The sequence below is a fragment of the Hoeflea sp. 108 genome (assembly GCF_000372965.1).
Classification (GTDB): domain Bacteria; phylum Pseudomonadota; class Alphaproteobacteria; order Rhizobiales; family Rhizobiaceae; genus Aminobacter.
In genome coordinates this window covers 565,937-590,435 of the sequence record NZ_KB890024.1, presented here as the reverse complement: position 1 = coordinate 590,435, position 24,499 = coordinate 565,937, and the positions used below count along the sequence as shown (strand labels likewise).

At 64.9% G+C, this 24,499-nt stretch carries 29 protein-coding genes and 1 pseudogene; 18 read left to right on the top strand and 12 right to left on the bottom strand.

The window, feature by feature from the left end; all coding sequences use genetic code 11:
* Positions 1–9: 9 nt before the first annotated feature.
* A pseudogene (locus B015_RS0102880) lies at positions 10–339 on the top strand (NIPSNAP family protein); the annotation flags it as partial.
* A gap of 56 nt (positions 340–395) precedes the next feature.
* Positions 396–740 (top strand): antibiotic biosynthesis monooxygenase, encoded by a 345-nt coding sequence (locus B015_RS0102875; protein WP_018426151.1) that lies wholly within the window; start codon positions 396–398, stop codon positions 738–740.
* A 196-nt stretch (positions 741–936) separates the two neighbouring features.
* On the opposite strand, the gene mbfA is transcribed toward B015_RS0102875, so the two are convergent.
* Positions 937–1,920, bottom strand: a complete 984-nt coding sequence (gene mbfA, locus B015_RS0102870; protein WP_018426150.1) for an iron exporter MbfA — start codon at positions 1,918–1,920, stop codon at positions 937–939.
* Between the two features lie 171 nt (positions 1,921–2,091).
* On the opposite strand from mbfA, the gene B015_RS0102865 reads away from it, so the two are divergent.
* Positions 2,092–2,415 carry a hypothetical protein gene (locus tag B015_RS0102865; protein ID WP_018426149.1) on the top strand — a complete coding sequence of 108 codons (324 nt, stop codon included), beginning with the start codon at positions 2,092–2,094 and terminating at the stop codon, positions 2,413–2,415.
* A gap of 229 nt (positions 2,416–2,644) precedes the next feature.
* Here the strand turns inward: B015_RS0102865 and B015_RS30315 are convergent, their stop codons facing one another.
* From B015_RS30315 to B015_RS0102840, 5 genes are all read right to left on the bottom strand, one after another.
* Complete coding sequence (locus B015_RS30315; protein ID WP_040455947.1) at positions 2,645–3,466, bottom strand: DUF2066 domain-containing protein; 822 nt, start codon at positions 3,464–3,466, stop codon at positions 2,645–2,647.
* 156 nt (positions 3,467–3,622) lie between these two features.
* Positions 3,623–4,771, bottom strand: a complete 1,149-nt coding sequence (locus B015_RS0102855) for an ABC transporter permease (protein WP_018426147.1) — start codon at positions 4,769–4,771, stop codon at positions 3,623–3,625.
* Positions 4,768–5,685, bottom strand: coding sequence for an ABC transporter ATP-binding protein (locus B015_RS0102850; RefSeq protein WP_018426146.1), 918 nt, complete (start codon positions 5,683–5,685; stop codon positions 4,768–4,770). Before B015_RS0102850 ends, B015_RS0102855 begins: the two co-directional genes overlap by 4 nt.
* A gap of 110 nt (positions 5,686–5,795) precedes the next feature.
* Complete coding sequence (locus B015_RS0102845) at positions 5,796–6,746, bottom strand: HlyD family efflux transporter periplasmic adaptor subunit (RefSeq protein ID WP_018426145.1); 951 nt, start codon at positions 6,744–6,746, stop codon at positions 5,796–5,798.
* Positions 6,743–7,432, bottom strand: a complete 690-nt coding sequence (locus tag B015_RS0102840; protein WP_018426144.1) for a DUF1956 domain-containing protein — start codon at positions 7,430–7,432, stop codon at positions 6,743–6,745. Before B015_RS0102840 ends, B015_RS0102845 begins: the two co-directional genes overlap by 4 nt.
* A gap of 80 nt (positions 7,433–7,512) precedes the next feature.
* Between B015_RS0102840 and B015_RS0102835 the strand changes: the two genes are divergently transcribed.
* From B015_RS0102835 to B015_RS0102825, 3 genes are all read left to right on the top strand, one after another.
* Positions 7,513–7,986, top strand: a complete 474-nt coding sequence (locus B015_RS0102835) for a CYTH domain-containing protein (RefSeq protein ID WP_018426143.1) — start codon at positions 7,513–7,515, stop codon at positions 7,984–7,986.
* Complete coding sequence (locus B015_RS0102830) at positions 7,983–8,933, top strand: CHAD domain-containing protein (RefSeq protein ID WP_018426142.1); 951 nt, start codon at positions 7,983–7,985, stop codon at positions 8,931–8,933. Before B015_RS0102835 ends, B015_RS0102830 begins: the two co-directional genes overlap by 4 nt.
* 66 nt (positions 8,934–8,999) lie before the next feature.
* Positions 9,000–9,815 (top strand): YiiX/YebB-like N1pC/P60 family cysteine hydrolase, encoded by an 816-nt coding sequence (locus B015_RS0102825; RefSeq protein WP_018426141.1) that lies wholly within the window; start codon positions 9,000–9,002, stop codon positions 9,813–9,815.
* Positions 9,816–9,818: 3 nt separating this feature from the next.
* Here the strand turns inward: B015_RS0102825 and B015_RS0102820 are convergent, their stop codons facing one another.
* Positions 9,819–10,010 carry a hypothetical protein gene (locus B015_RS0102820; protein WP_018426140.1) on the bottom strand — a complete coding sequence of 64 codons (192 nt, stop codon included), beginning with the start codon at positions 10,008–10,010 and terminating at the stop codon, positions 9,819–9,821.
* 98 nt (positions 10,011–10,108) lie between these two features.
* Entirely contained in the window at positions 10,109–11,179 is a 1,071-nt protein-coding gene (gene hrcA, locus B015_RS0102815) for a heat-inducible transcriptional repressor HrcA (protein ID WP_018426139.1), read from the bottom strand.
* A gap of 148 nt (positions 11,180–11,327) precedes the next feature.
* Here hrcA and rph point away from each other — a divergent pair, with 148 nt between their 5' ends.
* The 5 genes from rph (at position 11,328) to B015_RS0102790 (ending at position 14,855) form a co-directional block, all read left to right on the top strand.
* Complete coding sequence (gene rph, locus B015_RS0102810) at positions 11,328–12,044, top strand: ribonuclease PH (RefSeq protein ID WP_018426138.1); 717 nt, start codon at positions 11,328–11,330, stop codon at positions 12,042–12,044.
* Positions 12,045–12,100: 56 nt separating this feature from the next.
* Positions 12,101–12,511: a VOC family protein gene (locus B015_RS0102805; protein ID WP_018426137.1), complete on the top strand. Its 411-nt coding sequence runs from the start codon at positions 12,101–12,103 to the stop codon at positions 12,509–12,511.
* Positions 12,511–13,158, top strand: a complete 648-nt coding sequence (gene rdgB / locus B015_RS0102800; protein ID WP_018426136.1) for an RdgB/HAM1 family non-canonical purine NTP pyrophosphatase — start codon at positions 12,511–12,513, stop codon at positions 13,156–13,158. Before B015_RS0102805 ends, rdgB begins: the two co-directional genes overlap by 1 nt.
* Positions 13,159–13,364: 206 nt before the next feature.
* The gene (gene hemW / locus B015_RS0102795; RefSeq protein WP_018426135.1) at positions 13,365–14,522 is read left to right on the top strand and encodes a radical SAM family heme chaperone HemW; all 1,158 of its coding nucleotides are present in this window, start codon (positions 13,365–13,367) and stop codon (positions 14,520–14,522) included.
* A 12-nt stretch (positions 14,523–14,534) separates the two neighbouring features.
* Entirely contained in the window at positions 14,535–14,855 is a 321-nt protein-coding gene (locus B015_RS0102790) for a low molecular weight protein tyrosine phosphatase family protein (RefSeq protein ID WP_018426134.1), read from the top strand.
* Here the strand turns inward: B015_RS0102790 and B015_RS0102785 are convergent, their stop codons facing one another.
* Positions 14,856–15,338, bottom strand: a complete 483-nt coding sequence (locus tag B015_RS0102785; RefSeq protein ID WP_018426133.1) for a GNAT family N-acetyltransferase — start codon at positions 15,336–15,338, stop codon at positions 14,856–14,858. It lies immediately after the preceding gene.
* A gap of 99 nt (positions 15,339–15,437) precedes the next feature.
* Here B015_RS0102785 and B015_RS0102780 point away from each other — a divergent pair, with 99 nt between their 5' ends.
* The 4 genes from B015_RS0102780 (at position 15,438) to B015_RS0102765 (ending at position 17,693) form a co-directional block, all read left to right on the top strand.
* Positions 15,438–15,875, top strand: coding sequence for an EamA family transporter (locus B015_RS0102780; RefSeq protein ID WP_018426132.1), 438 nt, complete (start codon positions 15,438–15,440; stop codon positions 15,873–15,875).
* A 214-nt stretch (positions 15,876–16,089) separates the two neighbouring features.
* Complete coding sequence (rsmI, locus tag B015_RS0102775; RefSeq protein ID WP_018426131.1) at positions 16,090–16,989, top strand: 16S rRNA (cytidine(1402)-2'-O)-methyltransferase; 900 nt, start codon at positions 16,090–16,092, stop codon at positions 16,987–16,989.
* A complete protein-coding gene (locus B015_RS0102770) occupies positions 16,982–17,353 on the top strand; it encodes a YraN family protein (protein ID WP_018426130.1) in 372 nt (123 codons plus the stop codon). Before rsmI ends, B015_RS0102770 begins: the two co-directional genes overlap by 8 nt.
* Positions 17,354–17,462: 109 nt before the next feature.
* Positions 17,463–17,693, top strand: coding sequence for a DUF3297 family protein (locus tag B015_RS0102765; protein WP_018426129.1), 231 nt, complete (start codon positions 17,463–17,465; stop codon positions 17,691–17,693).
* A 17-nt stretch (positions 17,694–17,710) separates the two neighbouring features.
* Here B015_RS0102765 and B015_RS0102760 read toward each other — a convergent pair whose 3' ends face one another.
* From B015_RS0102760 to B015_RS0102750, 3 genes are all read right to left on the bottom strand, one after another.
* Entirely contained in the window at positions 17,711–17,992 is a 282-nt protein-coding gene (locus B015_RS0102760) for an acylphosphatase (protein WP_245262110.1), read from the bottom strand.
* A 94-nt stretch (positions 17,993–18,086) separates the two neighbouring features.
* Positions 18,087–19,457, bottom strand: a complete 1,371-nt coding sequence (locus B015_RS0102755) for a cytochrome P450 (protein ID WP_018426127.1) — start codon at positions 19,455–19,457, stop codon at positions 18,087–18,089.
* 67 nt (positions 19,458–19,524) lie between these two features.
* The gene (locus B015_RS0102750; protein ID WP_018426126.1) at positions 19,525–19,929 is read right to left on the bottom strand and encodes an ester cyclase; all 405 of its coding nucleotides are present in this window, start codon (positions 19,927–19,929) and stop codon (positions 19,525–19,527) included.
* Positions 19,930–20,069: 140 nt separating this feature from the next.
* On the opposite strand from B015_RS0102750, the gene B015_RS0102745 reads away from it, so the two are divergent.
* The 3 genes from B015_RS0102745 to gyrB all read left to right on the top strand — a co-directional run bounded on the left by B015_RS0102745 (position 20,070) and on the right by gyrB (position 24,373).
* Positions 20,070–20,975: a LysR family transcriptional regulator gene (locus B015_RS0102745; RefSeq protein WP_018426125.1), complete on the top strand. Its 906-nt coding sequence runs from the start codon at positions 20,070–20,072 to the stop codon at positions 20,973–20,975.
* A gap of 107 nt (positions 20,976–21,082) precedes the next feature.
* Positions 21,083–21,652, top strand: coding sequence for an NADPH-dependent FMN reductase (locus tag B015_RS0102740; protein WP_018426124.1), 570 nt, complete (start codon positions 21,083–21,085; stop codon positions 21,650–21,652).
* Between the two features lie 273 nt (positions 21,653–21,925).
* Complete coding sequence (gene gyrB, locus B015_RS0102735) at positions 21,926–24,373, top strand: DNA topoisomerase (ATP-hydrolyzing) subunit B (protein ID WP_018426123.1); 2,448 nt, start codon at positions 21,926–21,928, stop codon at positions 24,371–24,373.
* Positions 24,374–24,499 lie beyond the last annotated feature (126 nt).

The following is a 24,499-nucleotide window of genomic DNA, read 5'->3' as shown; positions in this document are numbered from 1 at the left end:
GAGACCAAGATGACCATCACCTGCTTCATCCGCTATCAGATCGAACCGTTCGGCAAGGCGGCGTTCGAAGAGTATGCCCGCAACTGGGGCCAGGCGATCCCGCGCTGCGGCGCCGACCTGATCGGCTATTTCGCGCCGCATGAGGGCTCGGCGACAACGGCCTATGGTGTGTACAACATCGACAGCTTGGCGGCCTATGAGGCCTACCGGGCAAGGCTGGCGGCGGACCCGTTGGGTCGCGAGAATTACGAGTTCGCGCGGCGGGAGAAATTCATCCTCAGGGAGGATCGCGTGTTCCTGAAGCTGGCCTCGGGACCGCATGCGGCCTTGCATGACCCCGAAAAGCTGCAGACTTTTCGGACGGGGATCATGCAGCAACAGGAAAGCGTGAAGCCATGATCGCCGTGATCTTCGAAGTGGAACCGGCGGAAGGACAGCGTGATGCCTATCTCGGCATCGCCGCAGACCTCCGGCCGCTGCTCGATGGCATCGACGGCTTTCTTTCCATCGAGCGCTTCCAGAGCCTCGCCTACCCCGGCCACCTGCTGTCGTTGTCGTTCTGGCGCGACGAGGAGGCGGTTAAGGCATGGCGCACGACCGAAGAGCATCGCCAGGCGCAGAGCGCCGGGCGCGGCGGGGTGTTTGCGAGTTACCGGCTGCGAATTGCGCATGTGGTGCGGGATTATGGGCTCACCGAGCGGGCGGAGGCGCCTGCAGACAGCAGGGTTGCGCATGGATAGGTCGCGTTCCTTTGCGCCCCTCTCTGCCCTGCCGGGCATCTCTCCCTCAACGGCGAGATCATGCCGCCATTGACTTCGCGACAATCACCAACGTGGCAAAGCCCATGACCTTGCAGGTCAAATGCCACCGGCGATGAACCCCATCTCCCCCTCGAGGGGGAGATGGCCGGCAGCCCAGACGGCGATGCCGTGCCCGCTAAGCGTTGCCGATCAGCACGCCAGCGGCAAAGACCAATGCGCCGCCGAGCACGACCTGGAAGGCGGCGCGGAGGAAGGGGGTTTCCATGAACCGGTTCTGGATGAAGGCGATGGCCCAGAGTTCGAAGAACACGACGATTGCCGCCACCGTGGTGGCGGTCCAGAAATGCGGGATGAGATAGGGCAACGCGTGGCCGAGACCGCCGACTGCGGTCATGATGCCCGACGCCAGGCCGCGCTTGAGCGGAGAGCCGCGTCCCGACAGCTTGCCGTCGTCATGGGCGGCTTCGGTGAAGCCCATCGAGATGCCGGCGCCGACAGAGGCGGACAAGCCGATGAGGAAGGTCTGCCAAGTGTCCTGGGTGGCGAAGGCGGCGGCGAAGATCGGCGCCAGCGTCGACACCGAGCCGTCCATCAGGCCGGCGAGGCCCGGCTGGACATAGGTCAGGATGAACTGGCGGCGCTCGCCCGCCCTCTCCTCGTCCTTGACGTTCTCGGGCACGAGCTTGTCCCCCAGCCGCTGGGCGAGCGACTCGTGGCCCTGCTCGGCGGCAGCAAGGTCACCGAGCAGCTTGCGGGTCGAGGCATCGCTCGTGCGCTTCATCGCCTCGACATAGAAGCGATAGGCCTGACGCTCCATCTCCTCGGCCTGGTCGCGGACCTTGTCGATGCCGAGCGGACGCACGAGCCAGTCGGGCTTGCGCTCGTAATAGCCGCGGACATGCTCGCGCCGGATCAGCGGGATGCGCTCGCCGAAGCGGGCGCGGTGCAGTTCGATGAGGGCGGCGCGGTGGCCGTCCTCCTCCTCGGCCATGGCGTCGAACACCTTGGCCGATTGCGCAAACTCGTCGCGCAGGCCATCGGCATAGGCGCGGTAGATGCGGGCATCGTCTTCTTCCGAGGAAATGGCGAGCGCGAGGATCTCCTGTTCGGACAGGGACTCGAAGGCGCGGCGGCCGAAGCCGAAGACACGGGAGAGCATGCTGATTCCTCAGTTTAGAATAATTCTAAACTAGAAGCTGAGGATGGCGCGGTCAACAAGCAGGAACGCCTTCCGCATTTTTTTGCCGCAGGCGCAGATATCGAGGATCGCCTTCCTTGTTATAGGGCAATGTTCGCCTATATTGCCTAACTTCACAGGATAGAGGCGATCATGACGGCAAAGCAGAAGACCCCGCAATTCGATACCAAGCCCGTGCTCGAGCTGATCGCCAGCATCGAAGCCGATCTGCAGCGCCTTAAGGACATGCTGCGGCAACCAACCGAGATGTTCGACCCGGCTAACCCACACAACAAGGGTGGCGACGGAAAACTGACTGAACAGGGCGTCGAATGCTGCTACCGCATGTTTGACGAGGGCAAGTCGCGCTACTCGGTGGCGCGGGCGATGAAGATCTCGTTCGCCGCGGCCACGCACCGCTTCAACGCCTGGCGCAAGGCCGGCGGCAAGAAGCGGATACGATCGCTGCTGGGGTGATCTCCGGGCGTGTTGTCTTCCCCTTTGCAGGAGCGTCATGCATCGTCTTCAGACGTGGCGCGTGCAGACGCCCGCCCCTGCACCCTTCCTGCAAAGCGCAAGGAGACGCGCGCAGCACCCCGTCTCCACGATCCCAGTAGCTTCGGATTCATCGGTCGAAACCCAACCAAGATCCGCTTTCCCCTCGCGGGGAGGATCAGGGTGTCTGACAGGCACCACGCAGGCAGCTCTATTTCCGTGCCTCGTTCCCCGACAACACCTGGGCCGCGCCGCCGAGGCCGTTGCGGAAGGCATCGTCGAAGCCGACGCCTGATGTGCTCCAATCCGTGGGCTGGCCGGCGATGTGCCATTCGGCGACCCAGCCGAGCGCCTTGTCGTTCCAGACGAGCGTGCCGACCAATGTCATGTCGCCACCGGCCGCACGAGCAAGGCTGGACATCGTCACGGGATCGGCTTTGGGCAGCTTGCCGATATCAGCATGGGCCGCGACCAGCGCCGCCTGGCTGGGGAGCACGAGTTCGAGCCCCTGCCTTTCGGCGGCGGCGGCAAGGGACGTGCGCATGTCCTGGTCCCGTGGAGCGACGGCATCGGCGGCGAGCAGGCTCTCGGCGCCCTTCATGTCGCGGATGCCGACCATAGCGACCAGGCGCGGGCGTTCGAGCCATGGCTTGCGTCCCAGCGTCGCCAGGAAGGCGTCGAGCTTTGCCTGGTCGAAGACACAGGTGAGGTCGTGCGGGCGGTCGTAGCTGCCCTGCTCGTCATGCATGGGCACGCCGGAAAGCCGGTCGCGGAAGGCGAAGGTTGAAATCAGCTCCCCTGCCCTGCCAGCCTCGATCGCCACCGCAGGTTCGGCCAGCACGCGCTGGTCGCCCGACACCTTGACCAGTATGTCGCGGAAGCAATTGCCGAAGCCCAAGGCGCGGCGCTCGGGTGCGGTGCCGCTGGTGACCGTGACGGTGGTGTAGAGATCGGAACTGGACGCCGCTGCGCCGCCAAATGAGACGGCGGCGACAAATGCTGCAGCAACCAGTGCCATTACCCTGCGCGACATCCTGCCAGCTCCCCTGGTATGCGTGAAGCCAAAGGGGCGGCATCCTGACGAATGCAACTCAACCGCTTCAGCTGCCATTTTTCAGCCGCATCCTGCGACGTCATGTTTCAGCCTGGCTGCCGAAGGTTCCAGCAGACCGGTCGCGGGTGCAAGAGCTCAGTCGAGCGTGCGGCGGAAGCGGAACAGGGCAAGGGCGGCAAAGACCACGACGAAGACACCGAGGATGGCGATCTCGCCGGCGACGGCGGGCAGTTCGGCGCCCTTGAGCATGACGGCGCGGATGATGCGCAGGAAATGCGTCAACGGCAGGATTTCGCCCAGCGCCTGGGCCCAGTCGGGCATGCCGCGATAGGGGAACATGAAACCCGAAAGCAGGATCGACGGCAGGAAGAAGAAGAAGGTGAGCTGCATCGCCTGCATCTGGGTGCGGGCGACCGTAGAGATGCTGTAGCCAAGCAGCACCAGCGCCATGACGAACACCAGGATGGCCGACAGGAGCAGTGCCAGCGAGCCGACGAAGGGGATGGCGAACATCAGCTTGGAGGCGACCAGCACGACCGTCACCTGGACCGCGCCGACCACGAGGTAGGGCAGCACCTTGCCGAGCATGATCTCAGCCGGGCTCGCCGGCATCGCCAAGAGGTTTTCCATCGTGCCACGCTCGGTCTCGCGCGTCAGCGCCATCGCCGTCATCATCACCATGGTCATCTGCAGGATGACGCCGAGCAGGCCGGGCACGATGTTGTATTGCGAGATGCCCTCGGGATTGTAGCGGCGATGGACGACGACCTGGAGCTGGCTCTTGGCCTGCTCGGCAGCGGCCGCCTGCATACCCTGGGCCCTGAGCAGCGCCTGGCTGGCGACCGTGCCGAGCGTCGACACCGCGCCTGAGGACGCGGAGGGATCGGTGGCATCGGCCTCGATGAGGATCTGCGGCTGGTTGCCGGAAACCACCCGCCGGCCGAAATCGGCGGGGATGGTGACGACGAAGGCGACCGCGCCGCTGGCCATCAGTTCCTCGGCCTCGGCGGCAGTCTTTGCCACATAGTCGAAACGGTAATAGTCGGTGTTCTGCAGCGAGGCGACGATGGCGCGGGTGTACTGGTCGTTGCTCATCGTCAACAGCGCGGCGGGCAGACTCTTGGGGTCGCTGTTGATGGCGAAGCCAAACAGCACCAGCTGCACCAGTGGCACGCCGAGCATCATGGCGAAGGTGATGCGGTCGCGCCGCATCTGGATGAACTCCTTGGCCAGGAGCGCACCGAGGCGGGCAAAGGAGAACAGGCCATTGGCGATGCTCTTCATGACATGTTGTCCTTCGAGCCGGCCATGAACTGGATGAAGACATCCTCCAGGCTGGTCTCGCCCGGCTCGACTTTGATGTCTTCGCGGCCCGCGAGATCGGCGAGCGAAGCTTCCAGCGCGGCCCTGTCAGAGCCGACGACATGGAGCGTGTTGCCGAAGGGCGCGACCTGATCGACGCCCGGCCGGCCCTCGAGTTCTGCAGCTACCTGGTCAAGCCTTGCACCGGAGACGACGAAGGTGGTGAGGCCGGCATTGCGCACGACCTCGTCGACCGTGCCGGTTGCCAGGAGCTTGCCATAGGAGATGTAGCTGATGCGGTGGCAGCGCTCGGCCTCGTCCATATAGTGGGTGGAGACCAGCACGGTGAGACCGCCACGCGCCAGCTTGTGGATCTCGTCCCAGAACTCGCGTCGCGCCTTGGGATCGACGCCGGCGGTGGGCTCGTCGAGCAGCAGCAGCTTCGGCTCGTGCATGATGCAGGCGGCGAGCGCCAAACGCTGCTTCCAGCCGCCCGACAGCGTGCCGGCGAGCTGGTTACGGCGCGAGGTCAGCCCAAGCTCCTCCAGCGTGCGGGCGACATAGGTCTCGACCGGGCGGAGCTTGTAGAGCCGGGCGACGAATTCGAGATTTTCGCCGATCGTCAGGTCCTCATAGAACGAGAACTTCTGTGTCATGTAGCCGACTTCGCGCTTGATCTTCAGCCCTTCGTTGCGCAGGTCGTAGCCAAGCACCTGCCCCTCGCCCTCGTCGGGAGTGAGCAGGCCGCACATCATACGGATGGTGGTGGTCTTGCCCGAGCCGTTGGGGCCGAGGAAGCCGACGATCTCGCCTTCGGCGACCGACATCGTGACATGGTCGACGACGGCGCGGCCGCCATAGCGCTTGACGAGATTCTTGACGTCGATGGCGTTCATTGGATGCTGCCTCTGGCAGCGGGCGAATAGGGAATAGCGAATAGTGAGTAGAGAATGATTGCCATGACCTGTTCCGACCTAGACCCGCCCTATTCGCTACTCACTATTCGCTATTCGCTCTTTTCCAACGCCACATCCACGATCTGCCCCGGCTGCAGCACCGACACGGGATCCACCGGCCGTGCCTCGACGAGGTAGACGAGCTTCTGGCGGTTCTCGAGCGAATAGATGACGGGCGGGGTGAATTCGGGATCGGGCGAGACATAGCTGACGCGTGCCTTGAGATCTGGAGCGCAGCCGTCACAATTGACGCTGAGCAGCGAGCCGATCCTGACCGACGAGAAATCGGCCTCGGGCACATAGACCGTCAGCTTGACCGCACCGTCGGGCAACATCGACAGTACAGGGGCCGACGGGCCGGCGAGATCGCCGGGGTTGCGGATGACGTCGGTGATGCGGCCAGGCGCCGGCGCGGCGATGGTGCGCTGCGAGCGGCGCCACTGGGCCTGGCCAAGCTGATGTTCGGCGACCTTGACGGCATTCTCGGCCGCTTTGATGGCTTCGGGGCGCGCCGGCAGCTTGCCGACGGCAAGATTGGCCGATGCCTGGCCGATGGCTGCCTGGGCGAGCTCGAGCTGGGTGGTGGCATCGTCGAGCTGGGCCTGAGTGGCGACGCCTCTCTTGGTGAGGTCCTGGGTGCGGGTCAGCGTGCGCTGAGCCTCGTCGGCCTGGGCCTGGGCCGAGCGCAGCGTCGCCTCGAGCACGGCGATTTCTTCCGGGCGCTTGCCGATCCCGAGGTCGGCGAGCTGGGCCTGCGCCTGGGCCAGGGCGGCTTCCGCCTGGGCAACGGCGATGTCGGTGTCGGCGGCTTCCATCATCGCCACCGGCTTGCCGGCCTCGACGCGGTCACCGCGGCGGACGGCGATGGAGTTGACCTGCGCCACCTCGATGGGAGCGAGCAGTACATAATCGCCCTCGACATAACCAACGGCGAGCGGCGCGGGCCCCGCGCACGCGGAAAACAGCGAGGCGGCGAACGGGATGGAACAGAGGATGCTCATGGCTTTCCTGCCTTCCGCGCGGCGATGATGGCCGCGACGTTTTCCTTGGCGATGGCGATGACTTTGGCCGCTTCGGCCGGGCCGATGTCGGGCCATCCCATGCGCCTGACGACGGCGGCGCGGGCGATGCGGAAATAAACGACCTGGCCGATCATCATGAAGACGGTGATGCGGGTGTGCTCGCTTTCGGCCGTCTCGCCAGTCGAGGCGGCCCACAGCCGGCACAGGCGCCTGTGCACCGGCTCGAACACGCCGGAATAAATGCGGTCGAGCGCATCGGTCGGCGTCGACAGTTCACGCAGCACGAACTGGACGATCTCGCCAGCCTCGGGACGGGCGATCATGAAACCGGCCATGCGCTCGACAGCGGCCTCTATCTGCGCCTCAGCCTCGGCGGGGCTGGCGGGATCGGGCTGACTGAGCGTGGTGCTGCCCAGAGCCTGGGCGGCGACTGCCTGAATGGTGTCGACGATGTAGTCGACGGCTGCCAGCCTGAGGCCTTCCTTGCTGCCGAAATGATAGGCGATGGAGCCGATGTTGGCATTAGCCGCGGCCGCGATCTGGCGCGTCGAGGTGCCGTCGAAGCCCTGGCGTCCGAACAGGCTGAGCGCCGCCATGACCAGGGACGTGCGGGTGGCGTCGGCGGCGGAGACCGCCTGCTGGGCGACGTTGCGCGGCTTGTTCATGCCATTATTTTTAATCAATCGATTGATTAATGTCAAGATCAGTGTTGCGTCGCGCCCCGCCACACGCTTTACTGCCGCCCATGGCCAAGGAGATCGAACGCAAGTTTCTGGTAAATGGACCGGAGTGGCGCACCCTTGTGTCGGACAAGCTCGAAATCCGGCAGTTCTATCTGGCGTCGCACAGCGGCCGCAGCGTGCGCGTGCGCGTCACCGACGGAGTCAAGGCCAAGCTGACGCTGAAATTCGGCGAGCAAGGCCGCGAGCGCGACGAGTTCGAATATCCGATCCCGCTGTCGGACGCGGCAACGATGGAAGAATTCGCCATCGGCAATGTCATCGAGAAGACACGCCATCATGTTAGCCACCGGGGCCATCTCTACGAGGTCGATGTTTTCCATGGCGCGTTGTCGGGGCTGATCATCGTCGAGCTGGAGACGCCGGAACAGGTTCCGGCCGCCATGCTGCCCGGCTGGCTCGGCCGCGAGGTCACCGGCGAGGCGGAATACTACAACTCGTCGCTGGCGCTTGGCGACGTCCCGGAGGCGGTTGCATGAGCTTTCGCATCGATCCGCGCGCACCTCTCACAGTCGAGGTTCGGCGTATCGCGCATGAAGAGCTCGACAAGATCGCCGCCTATCTCGACGCCGCCCGCGACGACCCCGACAAGGCTTTGCACAAGGCGCGACGCCGGCTGAAGAACCTCAGGGCGCTGCTGCATCTGGTGCGCCCAGGGGCGGAGGCTTTCTGCCGAGGCGAGAACGACCGTTATCGCGACATCGCGCGCTCGATTGCCGGTCCGCGCCAGGCCAGCGCGCTGATCGAGACCGTCGACAGGCTGGCCGACGATTTTCCGGAGGAGGCGAAAGCAGCCGGGCTTGGCGCGATCAGGCTTTCGCTGGTGCGTCACCGGGCAGAAACGACCTATGGCGAGGCAGGGCTTGCCGCCACCCTCGACGCCGCCCTTTCGGAATGCACGGTGGGCCGGATCGCGCTTGAGACGCTCACCTTGCCCGACAGCCCCGAAGCTGCCGCCGACGTGCTGGCCGAGGGCGCGCTCGGCACGCTGCGCCGCGCCCGCAGAGGGCTTGAGCAGGCGCGCGAACGCGGCGAGGCCGAGGACTTCCATGAGCTGCGCAAGGCGGTGAAGACCCATGGCGCGCATCTGTCGTTGCTGCGCAAGCTGTGGCCATCGCCGGTCAAGCCGCGGCGTGAGCGCATCGACATGCTCGGCGAGAGCCTTGGCGAGTTGCACGACATCTTCGTGATGCGAGCACTGATCGAGGCGCATGAGGCACCGTTTGACGAAGCACCCGAGCAGAAGTCGCTGATGAAGGTCATGAAGCGCTCGGAAAAGGTGCTGCGCAAGCTTTGCCTTACCAGTGCGGAAGACCTGTTCGAGGAGAAGCCGAGGCGCGTGGCGCGGCGGCTTGCCCACAAGGCCCGCGACGGATTGGCGGAGGCTGCAGCCGACGGCAAGGCGGAGCCCTCGACGGGAAAATAGCCGGCTCAAGAAGAGCCGTCGACGCTGCTGGCCTCGCCGGCCTGCCCCGTGCTACGTCCTTCGCTCATGACGCAGAAGACGGACACATTGCTCGACCGGCTCGGGCGCCGGGTGGCGGCGCTGCTGCAGGCCGAATCCTCCGGCTACCAGCCCTACACGCCATCCGATCCCGAGACGCTGCGGCGGACACTGCAGCCTGGCGACATCCTGTTGGTCGAAGGCAACCAGCACATCTCAGCGGTCATCAAGTACCTGACCCAGTCGACATGGTCTCATTCAGCGCTTTATGTCGGCGATGCGCTGCCCGAGCCCGCCGACGGCTCTGAGCGGCCGCGACTGATCGAAGTCAATCTCGGAGAAGGCTGCGTTGCGGTGCCGCTGTCCAAGTACCGCACCTACAACACCCGCATCTGCCGGGCCAACGGCCTGTCGCCGGAAGACCGCCAGAAGGTGGTCGACTTCATGCTGGCCCGGCTCGGGCTGAAATACGACATGAAGAACATCTTCGACATGCTGCGCTATTTCATGCCCGCGCCACCGGTGCCGGTGCGCTGGCGGCGCCGGATGCTGGCCTTCGGCTCGGGCGACCCGACACGCGCCATCTGCTCGACGATGATCGCCGAAGCCTATGGCGAGATCCGCTATCCGATCCTGCCCGAGATCACGCGTGCGCCCGGCCGGGCGTCGGCCCAGTCGAACTACATGCGGCGCGAGATCATGCACATCCGCCACCATTCGCTCTACACGCCGCGCGACTTCGACCTGTCGCCCTATTTCAGGATCGTCAAGCCGACGCTGGAATATGGCTTCGACTACCGCCAGATCACCTGGGGCGAGGAGGCAAAGAGCGGCGGCGACGGGGAAAAGACCGGAAGCGCCTGAACCTCAGGCCTGCGAAAAATCCTCATCGAGGCGCTTTTCGAGATCGACTAAGTCCTTGGGCAGCGGCAGGCCTTGCGCGCGCAGTTCGGCGAGCTTTTCGCGGATCTGTTCCTGAAGCTCGTGGGCGTCCTCGGGCTGGTTGACCATCTCCTGAAACAGGACCGCGATCTGGGCCTTGATCTGTTCGAGCGCCATCTGGGCCTCCCTTGGAACGCCGTTTGCCCAACCCTGTCGAGAGTGCGCAGAGCACTTTCCGAAACCTGCGGCGGTCTGGCTCGGCGCGGACTGGGCAGTCAGCGCAGCATGCGCGAAATCAGCTGCGCCGTATAGTCGACCATCGGCACGATGCGGGCATAGTTGAGCCGGGTCGGGCCGATGACGCCGAGCGCGCCGACGACGCGGGCATCCTTGTCGCGATAGGGCGCGACGACAAGCGATGAGCCCGACAGCGAAAACAGCCGGTTCTCCGAGCCGATGAAGATGCGCACGCCCGAGCCTTCCTCGGCGAGGTCGAGCAACTGGATCAGCCCGTCCTGGGTTTCCATGTCCTCGAACAGGTGCTTGAGAAGTTCGATGTCGGCCTGGGCAGTGACGTTTTCGAGCAGGTTGGCGCGGCCACGCACGATTAGGCGCGCCGGCAGACCGCTCTCGGCGCCGGCCCAGACGGCGAGGCCCTTTTCGACCAGCTGCTGCGACAGCGTGTCGAGCGCCGCCTTGGTCTCGTCCTTGATGCGGGCAATCTCGAGCCGCGCCTCGGCGAGGGTGCGGCCGCGGATATGGGCATTGAGAAAGTTAGACGCCTCATGCAACTGGGAGACGGTGACGCCGAGCGGCAGCTCGACGACGCGGTTTTCGACATCGCCATTCTGCGAGACGAGCACGGCAAGCGCCTTGGTGGGTTCGAGCTGGATAAACTCGATGTGCTTGAGGGCGACCTCGTTCTTGGTGGCGAGCACGAGGCCGGCGCCGCGCGACATGCCCGACAGCATCTGGCTGGCTTCGGTCAGCATATGTTCGAGCGTGGCGCCCTCGCCCGAGGCCTTGACCTGGGCATCGATGGTGCGGCGCTCCTCGTCGGAGAGATCGCCAAGCTCCATGAAGGCGTCGACGAAGAACCGGAGCCCCTTCTGCGTCGGCAGGCGCCCGGCGGAGATGTGCGGCGCGTAGACGAGACCGAGATGTTCGAGGTCGCTCATGACGTTGCGCACGGTGGCCGGCGACAGCGACGAGGGCAGCATGCGCGACAGGTTGCGAGAGCCGACGGGTTCGCCGTCGCGCAGATAGGAATCGACGATGCGCCGGAAGATGTCGCGCGAGCGCATGTCGAGGGATTGCAGGCTGGGGTCGGTAACCGCTTTGGTCATGTCTGTTCGTGGTCTCCGCCTCAAATGATATAGACAGCGCCGGGCCGAACACAACCGCCTGGGCGCTGCGACCCGTTTTCCTTTGCGCTGCACCCGGCATGGGGCTACAAGCCGGCAACGTTTACGATTTTCCCTGGAAAGAACCCGAATGCGCCCCTCAAAACGCCAGTTCGACGAAATGCGCGCCGTTTCCTTCGAGCGCAACATCTCCAAGCACGCCGAAGGCTCGTGCCTCGTCAAGTTCGGCGACACCCATGTGCTGTGCACGGCAAGCCTTGAAGAGAAGGTGCCGGGCTGGATGCGCAACACCGGCAAGGGCTGGGTGACGGCCGAATACGGCATGCTGCCGCGCTCGACCGGCGACCGCATGCGCCGCGAGGCCTCCTCTGGCAAGCAGGGCGGCCGCACGCTGGAGATCCAGCGCCTGATCGGACGCTCCTTGCGCGCCGTCGTCGACATGCAGGCGCTGGGCGAACAGCAGATCACCGTCGACTGCGACGTGCTGCAGGCCGACGGCGGCACCCGCACTGCCTCGATCACCGGCGCTTGGATCGCCCTGCACGACTGCCTGCGCTGGATGGAAGCGCGCCAGATGGTGAAGGTCGACAAGGTGCTGAAGGACCATGTCGCCGCCATTTCCTGCGGTATCCATGACGGCCAGCCGGTCATCGATCTCGACTATCTCGAGGATTCGTCTGCCGGCACCGACGCCAATTTCGTCATGACCGGCAAGGGCGGCATCGTCGAGATCCAGGGCACCGCCGAAGGCACGCCGTTCTCCGAGGAAGAATTCCTGCAGCTGATGGGCCTCGCCCGCAAGGGCATTGCACGGCTGGTCGACCTGCAGCAGATGGCGGTGGCGTAAGCCGCCGCAAGGTTGGTCATGCTCGCGCTGTGGTAGCTGTTCCGGAGGCGTTCTAGATGCAACCCTCGGCCATCCTCGAATCCGCCCTTTACGTTTGCGACCTCGATGCTGCGGAGAGATTCTATGGCGAGGTGATGGGGCTGGAGCGGATCGCCAAAGTGGAGGAGCGGCATGTGTTCTTCCGCTGCGGCCAGGGCGTGCTGTTGCTGTTTTACGCCGAGGCGACGCGGCAAGCGCCGAAGCCGGGCGCAAGGCTGCCGGTGCCGCCGCATGGCGGGTCGGGTCAGGGGCATCTGTGTTTTGCCGGCACTGCAGCCGAGATCGATGACTGGAAAGTCCGGCTCGAAGGCCAAGGCATTGTCATCGAAGCCGATTTTGAGTGGCCGAACGGCGGCCGCTCCATCTATTTCCGCGATCCCTCGGGCAATTCGCTTGAAATCGCCGAGCCGAGGATATGGGGTATCTGATGCGTGAACTCGCCGACAAGAAGATCGTGATCGCCAGCCACAATGCCGGCAAGCTGCGCGAATTCGCCGACCTGATGGCGCCGTTCGGTTTCGAGGCTAAGTCGGCCAAGGAATACGGCCTGCCCGAGCCCGACGAGACCGGCACGACCTTCGAGCAGAACGCCTACATCAAGGCACTGGCTGCAGCACAGGCGACCGACCTGCCGGCACTGTCGGATGATTCCGGCCTCGTGGTCGACGCGCTCGACGGCGCACCCGGCGTCTACACCGCCAACTGGGCCGAGAAGGAAGACGGGACGCGCGACTTCGCCATGGCGATGCAGCGCACCGAGGACGCCATGCAGGAACGCGGCGCAAGCTCGCCGGACCAGCGCAGCGGCCGCTTCGTCGCCGTCATCTGCCTGGCCTGGCCCGACGGGCACGCCGAATATTTCCGCGGCGAGGCCGAAGGCAAGCTGGTGTGGCCGCCGCGCGGTGAAAAGGGTTTTGGGTACGACCCGGTGTTCATGCCCGAAGGCTTCGACAAGACCTTCGGCGAGATGAGCGCCGACGAAAAGCACGGCTGGAAGCCGGGCCAGGCCGATGCCCTGTCGCACCGGGCGCGCGCCTTCCAGAAGTTTGCGCGCGCCAAGCTTGGTTCGGCCTGAGGAATGTCGTTGGAACGCAAGCGCCGCCCCGCATCCCTCTGCCGGGATCTTCTCCCCGTAAACGGGGCGAAGGAGGCTGGCCGCGACGCCGTAGCTTCGTCCTTCTCCCCGATCGCCGGGCCCCAAAGGACGAGGCGAGACCCGAGAGCCGCCCCCGTGTGGCGGCGGCCGAATGAGGGGCAGCGCCAGTCTTCGAGGGCAGCCCTGTGACCTTCGACCGCTCCCCCGGCTTCGGCGTCTATGTGCATTGGCCGTTCTGCGCGGCCAAATGCCCTTATTGCGATTTCAATAGCCATGTCCGTCACCAGCCTGTCGACCAGGAGCGCTTTGCCCGCGCCTTTGCGACCGAGCTTGCGACGATGCGCGCCCGCACCGGACCGCGCGAGGTGACGAGCGTGTTCCTCGGCGGCGGCACGCCGTCGCTGATGAAGCCGGAGACCGTCGGCGCGGTGCTGGAGGCGATTGCCGCCAACTGGACAATTGCAAACAACGCCGAGATCACGCTGGAGGCGAACCCCTCGTCGGTGGAGGCCGAGCGCTTCCGCGGCTATCGTTCGGCCGGCGTCAACCGAGTGTCGCTTGGCGTGCAGGCACTGAACGACGCCGACCTGCGTTTCCTCGGACGGCTGCACAATGTCGAAGAGGCGCTGCACGCCATCGGCCTTGCGCGTGAAATCTTCCCACGCCTGTCGTTCGACCTGATCTATGCCCGGCCGGGCCAGATACCCGATGCCTGGGCGGCGGAGCTGAAGCAGGCGATCGGCTATGCCGTCGACCACCTGTCGCTCTACCAGCTGACCATCGAGGAAGGCACGCGCTTCTTCCAGCTCTACAATGCCGGCAAGTTCCAGATACCCGACGGCGAGCACGCGGCTGAACTCTATGCGATCACGCAGGAGGTGACGGCGGCCAACGGCCTGCCGGCCTATGAGATTTCCAACCACGCCAGGCCGGGCGCCGAGAGCCGGCACAATTTGACCTACTGGCGCTACGGCGAATATGTCGGCGTCGGTCCCGGCGCGCATGGCCGCTTCGTCGAAGGTGGCAGGCGCATCGTCACCATTGCCGAGAAGATGCCGGAACGCTGGGCCGATCTGGTCGAAGAACGCGGCCACGGCGTCACCGGCGGCGAGACGCTGAACCGCTCGGAAGAGGCCGACGAGTTCCTGCTGATGGGGCTCAGGCTGGTCGAGGGCATCGACCTCGCCCGCTACGAGCAGCTTTCGGGCAAGTCGCTGTCATCGGCGCGACTGGCCATCCTGCAGGGCGAAGGACTGGTGGCGCCGATCGGCAATTCACGCCTGCGCGCCACGGCGGAAGGCATGATCGTGCTGGACGCGGTCGTAGCGGATCTGGCGCGGTAGGCGCAGGCTGCAGTGAAGAACGTTCTCTTCGTCTGCAGCCAGAACAAGTTGCGCAGCCCGACGGCCGAGCAGATATTTTCCGGTCGCCGCGACATCGAGGTCGAGTCAGCCGGCACCAACCACGACGCAGAGAACCCGCTGACTGCGGAGCTGGTTGCCTGGGCCGATATCATCTTTGTCATGGAAAAGGCCCACCGCGCCAAGCTGCAGCAAAAGTTCCGCAAGGCGCTTAAGGCGCGTGTCGTCTGCCTGGACATCCCCGACGACTACGCCTTCATGGCACCGGCGCTGGTCGGTCTGCTGGAAGAGCGGGTTTCAAAGCACCTGCACTGATCAGACCACCTGCTGCTTCATCGCAAAGACGTTGAGACCTTCGACGTCGTCTTCGATGCGTCGCCAGCCCATGGCTTCGTAGTAGCCTGAAAGATGAGGCTTGGCACAGAGGTAGACGGTGTCGTGGCCGGCGGTGAAGGCGGCTTGCGCCGTGGCAAGCGCAAGCGCGGTGCCCACTCCCATCTTGCGCGCTACCTCGTCCACCCAAAGAGCGGCAACCCAGGGTGAATACTGCGGCCGGGATTCGAGGTCGTTTTCGATCAGGTGGGCGGTGCCGAAGAATGTACTGCCGTCATGGGCGACGAGCGCCATGGGCAGGTCCGTGGAGGCAAAATTCTCGTTCACGAGACCCTGGATGAAGTCGAGTTCGTGGCCATCCGCGCGCCACCACGCATTCCAGATGCGGTCGGCGACGGGTTCGGCGAATTCGGGCCTGTCGCGAAGGTCGGAGATGGAATAATTCTTGTCCTTGATGTTCGCCATCGCGCCTGCTGCCGTGCTGGAATTTCAGAAATCTGGCGACCGATAAGGGGCGGGCAAGCAACTATCCAGCAGCCAATAGCTCAAATCCACGGAGCCAACATGAACACCGCATTCGAATCCTGGCAGTTCTGGGCGGTGCTTTCAGCCGTCTTTGCGGCGCTGACGGCGATCTTCGCCAAGGTGGGCATCGAGAACATCAACTCGGATTTCGCCACGCTGATCCGCACCGTGGTGATCTTGCTGGTGCTGGCCGGCATCGTGACCGCCACCGGCCAGGCACAGGCGCTCGGCACGATCTCGACCAAGACCTACACCTTCCTGATCCTGTCGGGACTGGCGACCGGTGCGTCGTGGCTGTGCTATTTCCGCGCGCTGAAAATCGGCAATGCGGCGCAGGTGGCGCCGATCGACAAGCTAAGCGTCGTTCTTGTCGCGGTGTTTGGCGCCATCTTTCTGGGCGAGCGACTTGGCCCGGCGAACTGGCTCGGCGTCGCGCTGATCGCGGCGGGAGCGGTGCTGGTCGCCTACAAGGCGTGATGGCGGAGCTGCCTTGGTGGCGGCGTCGAGACGGGAGATGAAGGCGTCGAAGCGATGAGGCATGGCCCGTACTTTGCCGTTGATCGCGAATCTCAGGGGTTCTGATCCGCGCCGCGATTTCTGTCCCGCACTGTGGCAAAGCCAAGGCAATGGCGATCACATGTTTTGCAACCAGGCACCGGTCGTGCCAAACAGGCGCTGAAAGTGAGGCGGCGTGCAGAACAACGACAACAGGCGGGTTTATGTGATCGGGCAGACCGAGGTTACGGCGCGGCCGCTCGATCCGGCGCTTTATCTGGTGGCGACGCCGATCGGCAATCTCGGCGACATCACGCTGCGCGCGCTGGAAACGCTTGCCGGCGCCGACATGGTGGCCTGCGAAGATACGCGCGTGACACGCGTCCTGCTCGACCGCTACGGCATCCGCCAGCGGCCGACCGCCTATCACGAACACAACGCCGCTGAGGCCGGGCCGCGACTGATCGAGGCGCTGGAGAACGGCCGCAGCGTCGCGCTGGTGTCGGACGCGGGCACGCCGCTGGTTTCCGATCCCGGCTTCAGGCTGGTGGAGCAGGCGCAGGCGCATGGCATCCGCGTGGTGCCGATCCCCGGTGCTTCCGCCGTGCTCGCTGCACTTACCGCCTCGGGCCTGCCGTCGGATGCGTTTTTCTTTGCAGGCTTTTTGCCCGTGAAGGACGGGCAGAAGCGGACGCGCCTTGGCGAACTGAAGGCCGTGCCCGGCACGCTGATCTTTTTCGAATCGCCACGCCGGCTGGCCGATACGCTCGAGGCCATGGCCGACGTGTTTGGCGCGCGCCAGGCGGCGATCGGGCGCGAACTGACCAAGGCCTTCGAGGAAATCCGCACCGGCACGCTGGCCGAGCTCGCAGCACATTATGCCGAGGCGGACACGCCGAAAGGCGAGGTCGTGATCTGCGTAGCACCGCCGGAACAGCGGCCCGAAACGGCTGACGATGTCGACAAGCTGCTGATTTCGCTCGCTAGCGAGATGCCGGCATCGAAGGCCGCTGCGGAAGCCGCGCGCATGACCGGCCAGCAGAAGCCCGCACTCTACCGCAGGCTGCTGGAGCTCAAGGAAGGATCAGGTGACTGACCGGCTCGCCCGGCAGAAGGCACAAAGCCGCGGCCACCGCGGCGAATGGCTGGCCGCGCTCGCGCTGATGCTCAAGGGTTTTCGGATCGTTGCCCGGCGCTACAAGACCAGGCTCGGCGAGATCGACCTGATCGCGCGGCGCGGCAATCTGGTGCTCATCGTCGAAGTGAAGGCGCGGAAAACGCTTGTGGAGGCGATGGACGCGGTAGCCTACGGTTCGGAACGGCGCATCGAGGGCGCGGCCGATCTGTGGCTGTCACGTCAGCCTGACTATGGCAAGCTTTCGGTGCGCTTCGACATGGTTGCGGTGTTGCCGAGGCGCTGGCCGGTGCATGTCGAGAACGCGTTCCAGGGGCGGAATTGAGGCTGGCCCTTTACGCTGGGCGCCAATGCCCTTAACAGGCCTCGCAAAGCCCGCGATGCGGGCAACGCTGACTGCGCCCTGCAGGGCGCCTGAATTCCCGGAGTGAGCAATGACCCTTCCCGACCGACTGAGCATCGACCCGCGCAGCCCCTTCTTCGACGGCGAAGCGCTGCAGGCAGGTGTCGGCATCATGTTCAACGGCAAAGAGCGCGAGGATGTCAGCGAGTATTGCGTCAGCGAAGGCTGGATCCGCGTGCCGGCAGGCAAGTCCAAGGATCGTTACGGCGACCCGGTCACCATCAAGCTCAAGGGCACTGTCGAGCCGTTCGTGAAGCCTTAAGGCGCCTCCGACCTGCCTCAGCCTGTGATGTCGAAGCCTGAAGGCGCGTCTGTCGGATCGGCCGTTTCCGGCACGACGCTGCGGACATTGGCGCCGCGCGGCCCCTGCCATAATGCATCGAGCATCGAGGCCACGGCGTCGTCGGCCCCCGAAATCAGGGCGCTGACGGAGCCGTCGCGCTCGTTGCGGACCCAACCGTTGAGGCCGAGCCTTTCAGCTTGACGCTTGGTCCAGATGCGGAAGCTGACGCCCTGGACGCGGCCGGTGATGCGGACGAGGACGGCTTTCTGGTCTGGCATCGACATCTCCAAGTCCGTTAGAGGCGGCGCTGCCCCTCCCTTCGGGGGCGGGCCAACGGTCTCCCCCAGTCCTCGCTTGGGGGAGGACGCAGCGTCAGCGCCGTGTCACTCGCATCGGCAAGCCGCCTTGCGGCTGGGTGGTGAGTTTCTGCACTGGCCATGGCCTTGTCTCAGCGACGGTGTCGAAGCGGAAGCGGGAGAGCAGGACGGCGAGCGCGATGATTGCCTCCTGCATGGCAAAGCTCATGCCGATGCAGACACGCGGGCCGGCGCCGAAGGGCAGATACTGGTAGCGGTCGATCCTGTCGCGGTTTTCGGGATGGAAGCGCTCGGGCAAAAAGGCTTCGGGCTTGTCCCACAGCTTGCGGTGGCGATGCACCGTCCAGGGCATGACCAGCACCTGGGCCTTGCGGGGAATTTTCAGCCCCTTGTACTCGTCATCGGCGATGGGTTCGCGGTTGATCGACGGCGCCGGCGGATAGAGCCTGAGCGCCTCCTCGAAGACAGCGCGGGTATAGGGCATGGCGTCGAGCCATTTGACAGGATCGGGTTCGCGCCTCAGCACCGCGTCGATCTCGCGCTCGACGCGGTCGCGCTCCCAGGTGGCCTCCGCCAGGCAATAGATGGTCCAGCCGAGCGCTCGTGCCGTGGTTTCGTGGCCGGCGCCGATGAAGGTGATGATGTTGTCCTCGATCTCCTGGCGTGACAAGCCATCGGGGCCTTCGGCGCGCAGCAGCAGCGTCAGGAAGTCCTCCGGCGCACCGTCGGGATCGCGGGCCAGCTTTTCGCTGCGCATCGCCACGGTGTCGGTGACGATCTTGCGGAAATAGGCCATGGTCTTGCGACCACGGAGGCGGGTGATGCGCGGCAGCCATTCGGGCGCGCGCAAGAGGTCGAGCGGATCGACGCGTCCCATGGTCTCGAACAGCCGGTCGATCTCGTGGGCGAAGCTGCCGGCCTCGCCGGCGATCTCACCCGAAAACAGTGTCTCGGCCAGGATCTCGTAGGTCAGCATGGTCATGTCGTGGGCGACGTCGACAGCGCCTGCGGCATCGTCGTAGCGCTTGACGAAATCGAGCGTGCGGGAAAGCATCGGCCGGGCGAAGCCGAAGATGTGGCGCGGCGTGAAGACCGGCGCCATGGCCTTGCGCGAGCGCTTCCAGACATCGCCCTCGGCGGTCAAAAGCCCGTCGCGCAAGATCGGCCTGAGGATCATCTGGCGGACGGTCGCCATTTTGTAGTTCTTGGCGTTGTCGACCAGCACGTGGCGGATAAGGCCAGGATCGTTGGCGATGACCAGCGGGCCGCCGATGCCGTTCACCGAAATCCACGGCTCGTTGTAGGACGGTTCGCCCCACAATTCGAGCGGGTTGCGGTAAACGATCCGCATCATCTCCAGCGTCGACGGCGGCGAGGTGCGCGGCGTCGGCGCCGGCGGTATGAAGGGTTCGGGCCTGCTGTCCATCAATTCTGCCTCCCTGTGCAATGTAGGTGCGGGGGAAGCAGCCGTCCATGCGACGGATGGATTAACCTCAGGCGCTCCAGCCGAGCTGGCGGGCCTGGACGCTACTGTCGCGCACGCCCCAGCGCTCGACGATGCGGCCATCGACGACAGTGAACCATTCGATGGCTGTCACCTCGAAGCTCTTGCCGGTGGCCGGCATGCCGCGGAACGGCGCGATCGACTTGCCGGTCTCGCGGAAGCGGACGACGACGCTTTCGCCCTCCTCGGCCATGTCGGTGATCTCGAGGCGCATGGCCAGGCACTCGTGCAGCTCGCGCCAGATGGGCAGGGCGACCTCGAGCGAACCATGGCCAAGCACCCCATGGATGACGGCCTCGGGCGCGAACAACGAGGTCAAGGACGCGAAATCGCCTGAGTTCATCGCCTCGACATAAGCGCGCACGACAGCCTTGGCGGGTGTGGGGTTCAGCATGTGACGGTCTCCAGGGCAAGCATGGCGTGACGGCATGGCGGTTGAGTTTCTCTGCGGTTCGGCGCCGGTTTACCGCGACGGCCGATGGTCAGGTAACTGCGCCCCTTGCCGAACGGTTCTGCATAAGTGCAGAATAGGCGATGTTCGACTGGAACGACCTGCGCTACCTGATCGCCACTGCCCGCCACGGCTCGACGCTGAAGGCTGCCGGCGCGCTCGGCGTCAACCAGACCACGGTCGCCAGGCGCATCAAGGCGCTTGAGGACGCGCTCGGCATCGGGCTATTCCATCGCAGGCAGTCGGGCTACAGCGTGACCGGCGAAGGGCGCGCCGTGCTCGACCTCGCCCGCGCCACGGAGGAGGCCGCGGCAAGGCTGGAAGAGAGGGTAGAAGCACGCAAGCGCACGCTGTCGGGCAAGGTCAGGATCACCGGTACGGAGCTGACCGCGCGCCTGTTGCTGGCGCCGGCGATTTCGCGGCTGCGCGCGACCTATCCTGAAATCGCTACCGAGATCATCGCCACCGACAAAAGGCTCGACCTCGGCAAGGGCGAAGCCGACATCGCGCTTCGCGCCGGCGGCGCCGACGAGCGCGACGACATCGTCAGGCGCAGGCTGCCGGACTCCGTGTGGGCGATCTACATGGCGAGATCGCTGGCCGAGACCTCAGGGATGCCAGAGAACGAGGCCGACATCGCCCGCTTTCCCGTCGTTGCCGGCGAAGGCGCCATCGCTGTCGCGGGACCTGTAGCGCTGCTGGAAAGGCAAGCCGACCCGGTACGGATCGCGCTGCGGTCCAACTCGCTGCCCGGGCTTTTGGCCGCTGCCGAGGCCGGTCTCGGGCTCGCCGCGCTGCCGGCGGTGGCGGTGCATGGTTCGACCCTTCTCGTGCGCTGCGAAGCGCTCGGCAGCTTTCCGAGCCCGTTCTGGATGTGCTGGCACGAAAGCCGGCGCAACGACCCGCTGATCCGGTCGGTGGCGGATTTGCTGGTGGCCGAGATCACCGCCAAGCAGGCGCTGATCAGCAGGGCGATTACCAAGATGTGATGCGGTTACCTCCAGGTGCCTCCTTGCCACTGGAGGGTTTGGGCGACTATGTCCCGCCAGTCACCTTTTGATACCGCCCCCCCCCGAACTGCCCAAGGACTGAAATCTTGAAACACCAGCTCAACATCGTCGTGGCCAGCACCCGCCCCGGCCGCGTCGGACCCGTTTTCGCCCGTTGGCTCGAAGCCTATGCATGTGAACACGGCAAATTCGAACCCGTCATCACCGACATCGAGGCATTCGGCCTGCCGATCTTCGACGAACCCAAGCATCCGCGTCTCGGCCAGTACGAGAACGAACACACCAAGAAGTGGTCCGAGGCGATCAAGGCCGGCGACGCCTTCGTGTTCGTGACGCCGGAGTACAATTTCTTCGCGGCGCCCGCACTGGTGAACGCCGTCAACTACCTGGCGCGCGAGTGGAACTACAAGCCGGCCGGCTTCCTGAGCTATGGCGGCGTCTCGGCCGGCCTGCGTGCCGTGCAGTCGGAAAAGATGCTTTTGACGACGCTGAAGATCATGCCGATCCCCGAGGCGATCGCGATCCCGGCCTTTGCCCAGCACCTCGACGAGGGCGGCGAATTCAAGGCCAACGACCTGGTCAAGGACAGCGCCAGGACGATGCTGGACGAGCTGCACCGCTGGAGCGAAGCGCTGAAGCCGCTGCGCGCCGCCTGATACGCCCTTGCCGCCCCGGTGCATCATCGGGGCGGCAACCGGCCACCCGGAAGACCTTGCCTGCCGTGTCGGTGACGGCATCGTTTTCACGGCCCGCAATCATTGCCCGCACGGTGATCGCGACTGGCCCGCAGGGAGCCCATTATCCCCGCCCAAAAGCCCGGTAAAACTTGGAAAAACCACACTTAACCCCTATATCTTGGGGACCAACGGGCGTGCGATTCGGGGCCGATTTTGCCGCGTCCTCCTGCGGCAGTCAGACGAAAGATTTTCATGAGCGACCAGTCCGAGAACCTTCCCGGCGCCGAGGCCGAATACGGCGCAGATTCCATCAAGGTTTTGAAGGGCTTGGATGCCGTCCGCAAGCGTCCTGGCATGTATATCGGCGACACCGACGACGGCTCGGGCCTGCACCACATGGTCTATGAGGTCGTCGACAACGCCATCGACGAGGCGCTGGCCGGCCACGCCACGCTGGTGACGGTGTCGCTCAATCCGGATGGCTCGGTGACCGTGACCGACAACGGCCGCGGCATTCCGACCGACATCCACCCCTCGGAAGGCGTTTCCGCCGCCGAGGTGATCATGACGCAGCTGCATGCCGGCGGTAAGTTCGACCAGAACTCCTACAAGGTTTCGGGCGGTCTGCACGGCGTCGGCGTGTCCGTCGTCAACGCGCTGTCCGTGTGGCTGAAGCTCAGGATTCGCCGCAAGGGCGAGATCCACGAGATGACCTTCAACCACGGCAATGCGGTCGCGCCGCTGAAGGTGGTCGGCGAGGCCGGCGACGAGACCGGCACGGAAGTGACCTTCCTGCCGTCGTCCGAGACCTTCACCATGGTGGATTTCGACTACGGCACGCTGGAACACCGCCTGCGCGAGCTGGCCTTCCTGAACTCGGGCGTGCGCATCGTTTTGTCCGACAAGCGCCATGCCGACGTGAAGGTGCAGGAGCTGCTTTATGACGGCGGCCTGATCGAATTCGTGAAATATCTCGACCGCGCCAAGAAGCCGCTGATCGACAAGCCAATTGCCATCAAGGCGGAGCGCGACGGCATCACGGTCGAAGTGGCGATGTGGTGGAACGAAAGCTACCACGAGAACGTGCTGGCCTTCACCAACAACATCCCCCAGCGCGACGGCGGTACCCATCTCGCCGGCTTCCGCGGCGCGCTGACGCGCCAGGTGACGGGCTATGCCGAAACCTCCGGCACCTCCAAGAAGGAGAAGGTTTCGATCATCGCCGACGACACCCGCGAGGGCCTGACGGCGGTGCTCTCGGTCAAGGTTCCCGATCCGAAATTCTCGTCGCAGACCAAGGACAAGCTGGTGTCCTCGGAAGTCCGCCCGGTGGTGGAGAGCCTGGTCAACGAGGCGCTCGGCACCTGGCTCGAAGAACATCCGGCGGAAGCCAAGACGCTGATCGCCAAGGTAGTGGAAGCCGCAGCCGCGCGCGAGGCGGCACGCAAGGCACGCGAACTCACCCGCCGCAAGGGTGTGCTCGACATCACCTCCCTGCCCGGCAAGCTTGCCGACTGCCAGGAACGCGACCCGGCCAAGTCCGAAATCTTCATCGTCGAGGGTGACTCCGCCGGCGGCTCGGCCAAGAGCGGGCGCTCGCGCCAGAACCAGGCGATCCTGCCCTTGCGCGGCAAGATCCTGAACGTCGAGCGCGCCCGCTTCGACCGCATGCTGTCGTCCGACATGATCGGCACGCTGATCACGGCGCTAGGCACGTCGATCGGCAAGGACGAGTTCAACGCCGACAAGCTGCGCTATCACAAGATCATCATCATGACCGACGCCGACGTCGACGGCGCCCACATCCGCACCCTGCTGTTGACGTTCTTCTTCCGCCAGATGCCGGAGCTGATCGAGCGCGGGCACCTCTATATCGCCCAGCCGCCGCTCTACAAAGTGACGCGCGGAAAGAGCTCGCAATACCTCAAGGACGAGACCGCGTTCGAGGACTATCTGGTCGATGTCGGCCTAGACGAAGCCACGCTGACGCTTGCCTCCGGCGAAGTGCGCAGCGGCCAGGATCTTCGGGCGGCGGTGACCGACGCGCTCGGCGTGCGCACGCTGATCGACGGTCTGCACACGCGCTATTCGCGCCCGGTGGTCGAGCAGGCGGCAATCGCCGGCGCGCTCAACCCCGACATCTTCAGCGACCTCGGCCGCGCCAAGGCGATGGCCGAAACGATCGCCCAGCGCCTCGACCTGATCTCCGAGGACATCGAGCGCGGCTGGACCGGCCATATCTCGACCGACAATGACGGTTCCGGCGGCTATGTGTTCGAACGCACGCTGCGCAGCGTCAAGGAAAGCGTCCATCTCGACATGGCGCTGATCAACTCGGCCGACGCACGCGCGCTCGACCGGTTTGCCGGCCGTCTCACCGAACTCTACGCCCAGCCGCCCTTGCTGCGCCGCAAGGAAAATTCGGAGACCCTGGCAGGGCCGCTGGCGCTCTTGAACGCAGTGTTTGCTTCAGGCCGCAAGGGCCTGACCATGCAGCGCTACAAGGGTCTGGGCGAGATGAACGCCGAGCAGTTGTGGGAAACCACGCTCGACCCGAACGTGCGCTCGCTGCTGAAGGTACAGGTGACCGACGCGACTGACGCCGACTCGCTGTTTGCCCGCCTGATGGGCGACGAGGTCGAGCCGCGACGCGACTTCATCCAGGAAAATGCGCTGAGCGTGGCGAACCTGGACGTCTGATCGCAGCAAACTGAACATCTGATCTTTCGCCCCTTTCGCTCAGCGGAGGGGGCGATTGTGTTTCTGAGGTCTGGTGAGACACGGGGCGCGAGATCGTGTGCGCTCGAAATCAACGGCTCGCGCTTG

Excerpts from the sequence above, each read along its gene's own strand:
- B015_RS0102875 (WP_018426151.1), top strand. The coding sequence starts at position 396 with ATGATCGCCGTGATCTTCGAAGTGGAACCGGCGGAAGGACAGCGTGAT.
- mbfA (WP_018426150.1), bottom strand. The coding sequence starts at position 1,920 with ATGCTCTCCCGTGTCTTCGGCTTCGGCCGCCGCGCCTTCGAGTCCCTG.
- B015_RS0102865 (WP_018426149.1), top strand. The coding sequence starts at position 2,092 with ATGACGGCAAAGCAGAAGACCCCGCAATTCGATACCAAGCCCGTGCTC.
- B015_RS30315 (WP_040455947.1), bottom strand. The coding sequence starts at position 3,466 with ATGTCGCGCAGGGTAATGGCACTGGTTGCTGCAGCATTTGTCGCCGCC.
- B015_RS0102855 (WP_018426147.1), bottom strand. The coding sequence starts at position 4,771 with ATGAAGAGCATCGCCAATGGCCTGTTCTCCTTTGCCCGCCTCGGTGCG.
- B015_RS0102850 (WP_018426146.1), bottom strand. The coding sequence starts at position 5,685 with ATGAACGCCATCGACGTCAAGAATCTCGTCAAGCGCTATGGCGGCCGC.
- B015_RS0102845 (WP_018426145.1), bottom strand. The coding sequence starts at position 6,746 with ATGAGCATCCTCTGTTCCATCCCGTTCGCCGCCTCGCTGTTTTCCGCG.
- B015_RS0102840 (WP_018426144.1), bottom strand. The coding sequence starts at position 7,432 with ATGAACAAGCCGCGCAACGTCGCCCAGCAGGCGGTCTCCGCCGCCGAC.
- B015_RS0102835 (WP_018426143.1), top strand. The coding sequence starts at position 7,513 with ATGGCCAAGGAGATCGAACGCAAGTTTCTGGTAAATGGACCGGAGTGG.
- B015_RS0102830 (WP_018426142.1), top strand. The coding sequence starts at position 7,983 with ATGAGCTTTCGCATCGATCCGCGCGCACCTCTCACAGTCGAGGTTCGG.
- B015_RS0102825 (WP_018426141.1), top strand. The coding sequence starts at position 9,000 with ATGACGCAGAAGACGGACACATTGCTCGACCGGCTCGGGCGCCGGGTG.
- B015_RS0102820 (WP_018426140.1), bottom strand. The coding sequence starts at position 10,010 with ATGGCGCTCGAACAGATCAAGGCCCAGATCGCGGTCCTGTTTCAGGAG.
- hrcA (WP_018426139.1), bottom strand. The coding sequence starts at position 11,179 with ATGACCAAAGCGGTTACCGACCCCAGCCTGCAATCCCTCGACATGCGC.
- rph (WP_018426138.1), top strand. The coding sequence starts at position 11,328 with ATGCGCCCCTCAAAACGCCAGTTCGACGAAATGCGCGCCGTTTCCTTC.
- B015_RS0102805 (WP_018426137.1), top strand. The coding sequence starts at position 12,101 with ATGCAACCCTCGGCCATCCTCGAATCCGCCCTTTACGTTTGCGACCTC.
- rdgB (WP_018426136.1), top strand. The coding sequence starts at position 12,511 with ATGCGTGAACTCGCCGACAAGAAGATCGTGATCGCCAGCCACAATGCC.
- B015_RS0102785 (WP_018426133.1), bottom strand. The coding sequence starts at position 15,338 with ATGGCGAACATCAAGGACAAGAATTATTCCATCTCCGACCTTCGCGAC.
- B015_RS0102780 (WP_018426132.1), top strand. The coding sequence starts at position 15,438 with ATGAACACCGCATTCGAATCCTGGCAGTTCTGGGCGGTGCTTTCAGCC.
- B015_RS0102765 (WP_018426129.1), top strand. The coding sequence starts at position 17,463 with ATGACCCTTCCCGACCGACTGAGCATCGACCCGCGCAGCCCCTTCTTC.
- B015_RS0102760 (WP_245262110.1), bottom strand. The coding sequence starts at position 17,992 with ATGCCAGACCAGAAAGCCGTCCTCGTCCGCATCACCGGCCGCGTCCAG.
- B015_RS0102755 (WP_018426127.1), bottom strand. The coding sequence starts at position 19,457 with ATGGACAGCAGGCCCGAACCCTTCATACCGCCGGCGCCGACGCCGCGC.
- B015_RS0102750 (WP_018426126.1), bottom strand. The coding sequence starts at position 19,929 with ATGCTGAACCCCACACCCGCCAAGGCTGTCGTGCGCGCTTATGTCGAG.
- B015_RS0102745 (WP_018426125.1), top strand. The coding sequence starts at position 20,070 with ATGTTCGACTGGAACGACCTGCGCTACCTGATCGCCACTGCCCGCCAC.
- gyrB (WP_018426123.1), top strand. The coding sequence starts at position 21,926 with ATGAGCGACCAGTCCGAGAACCTTCCCGGCGCCGAGGCCGAATACGGC.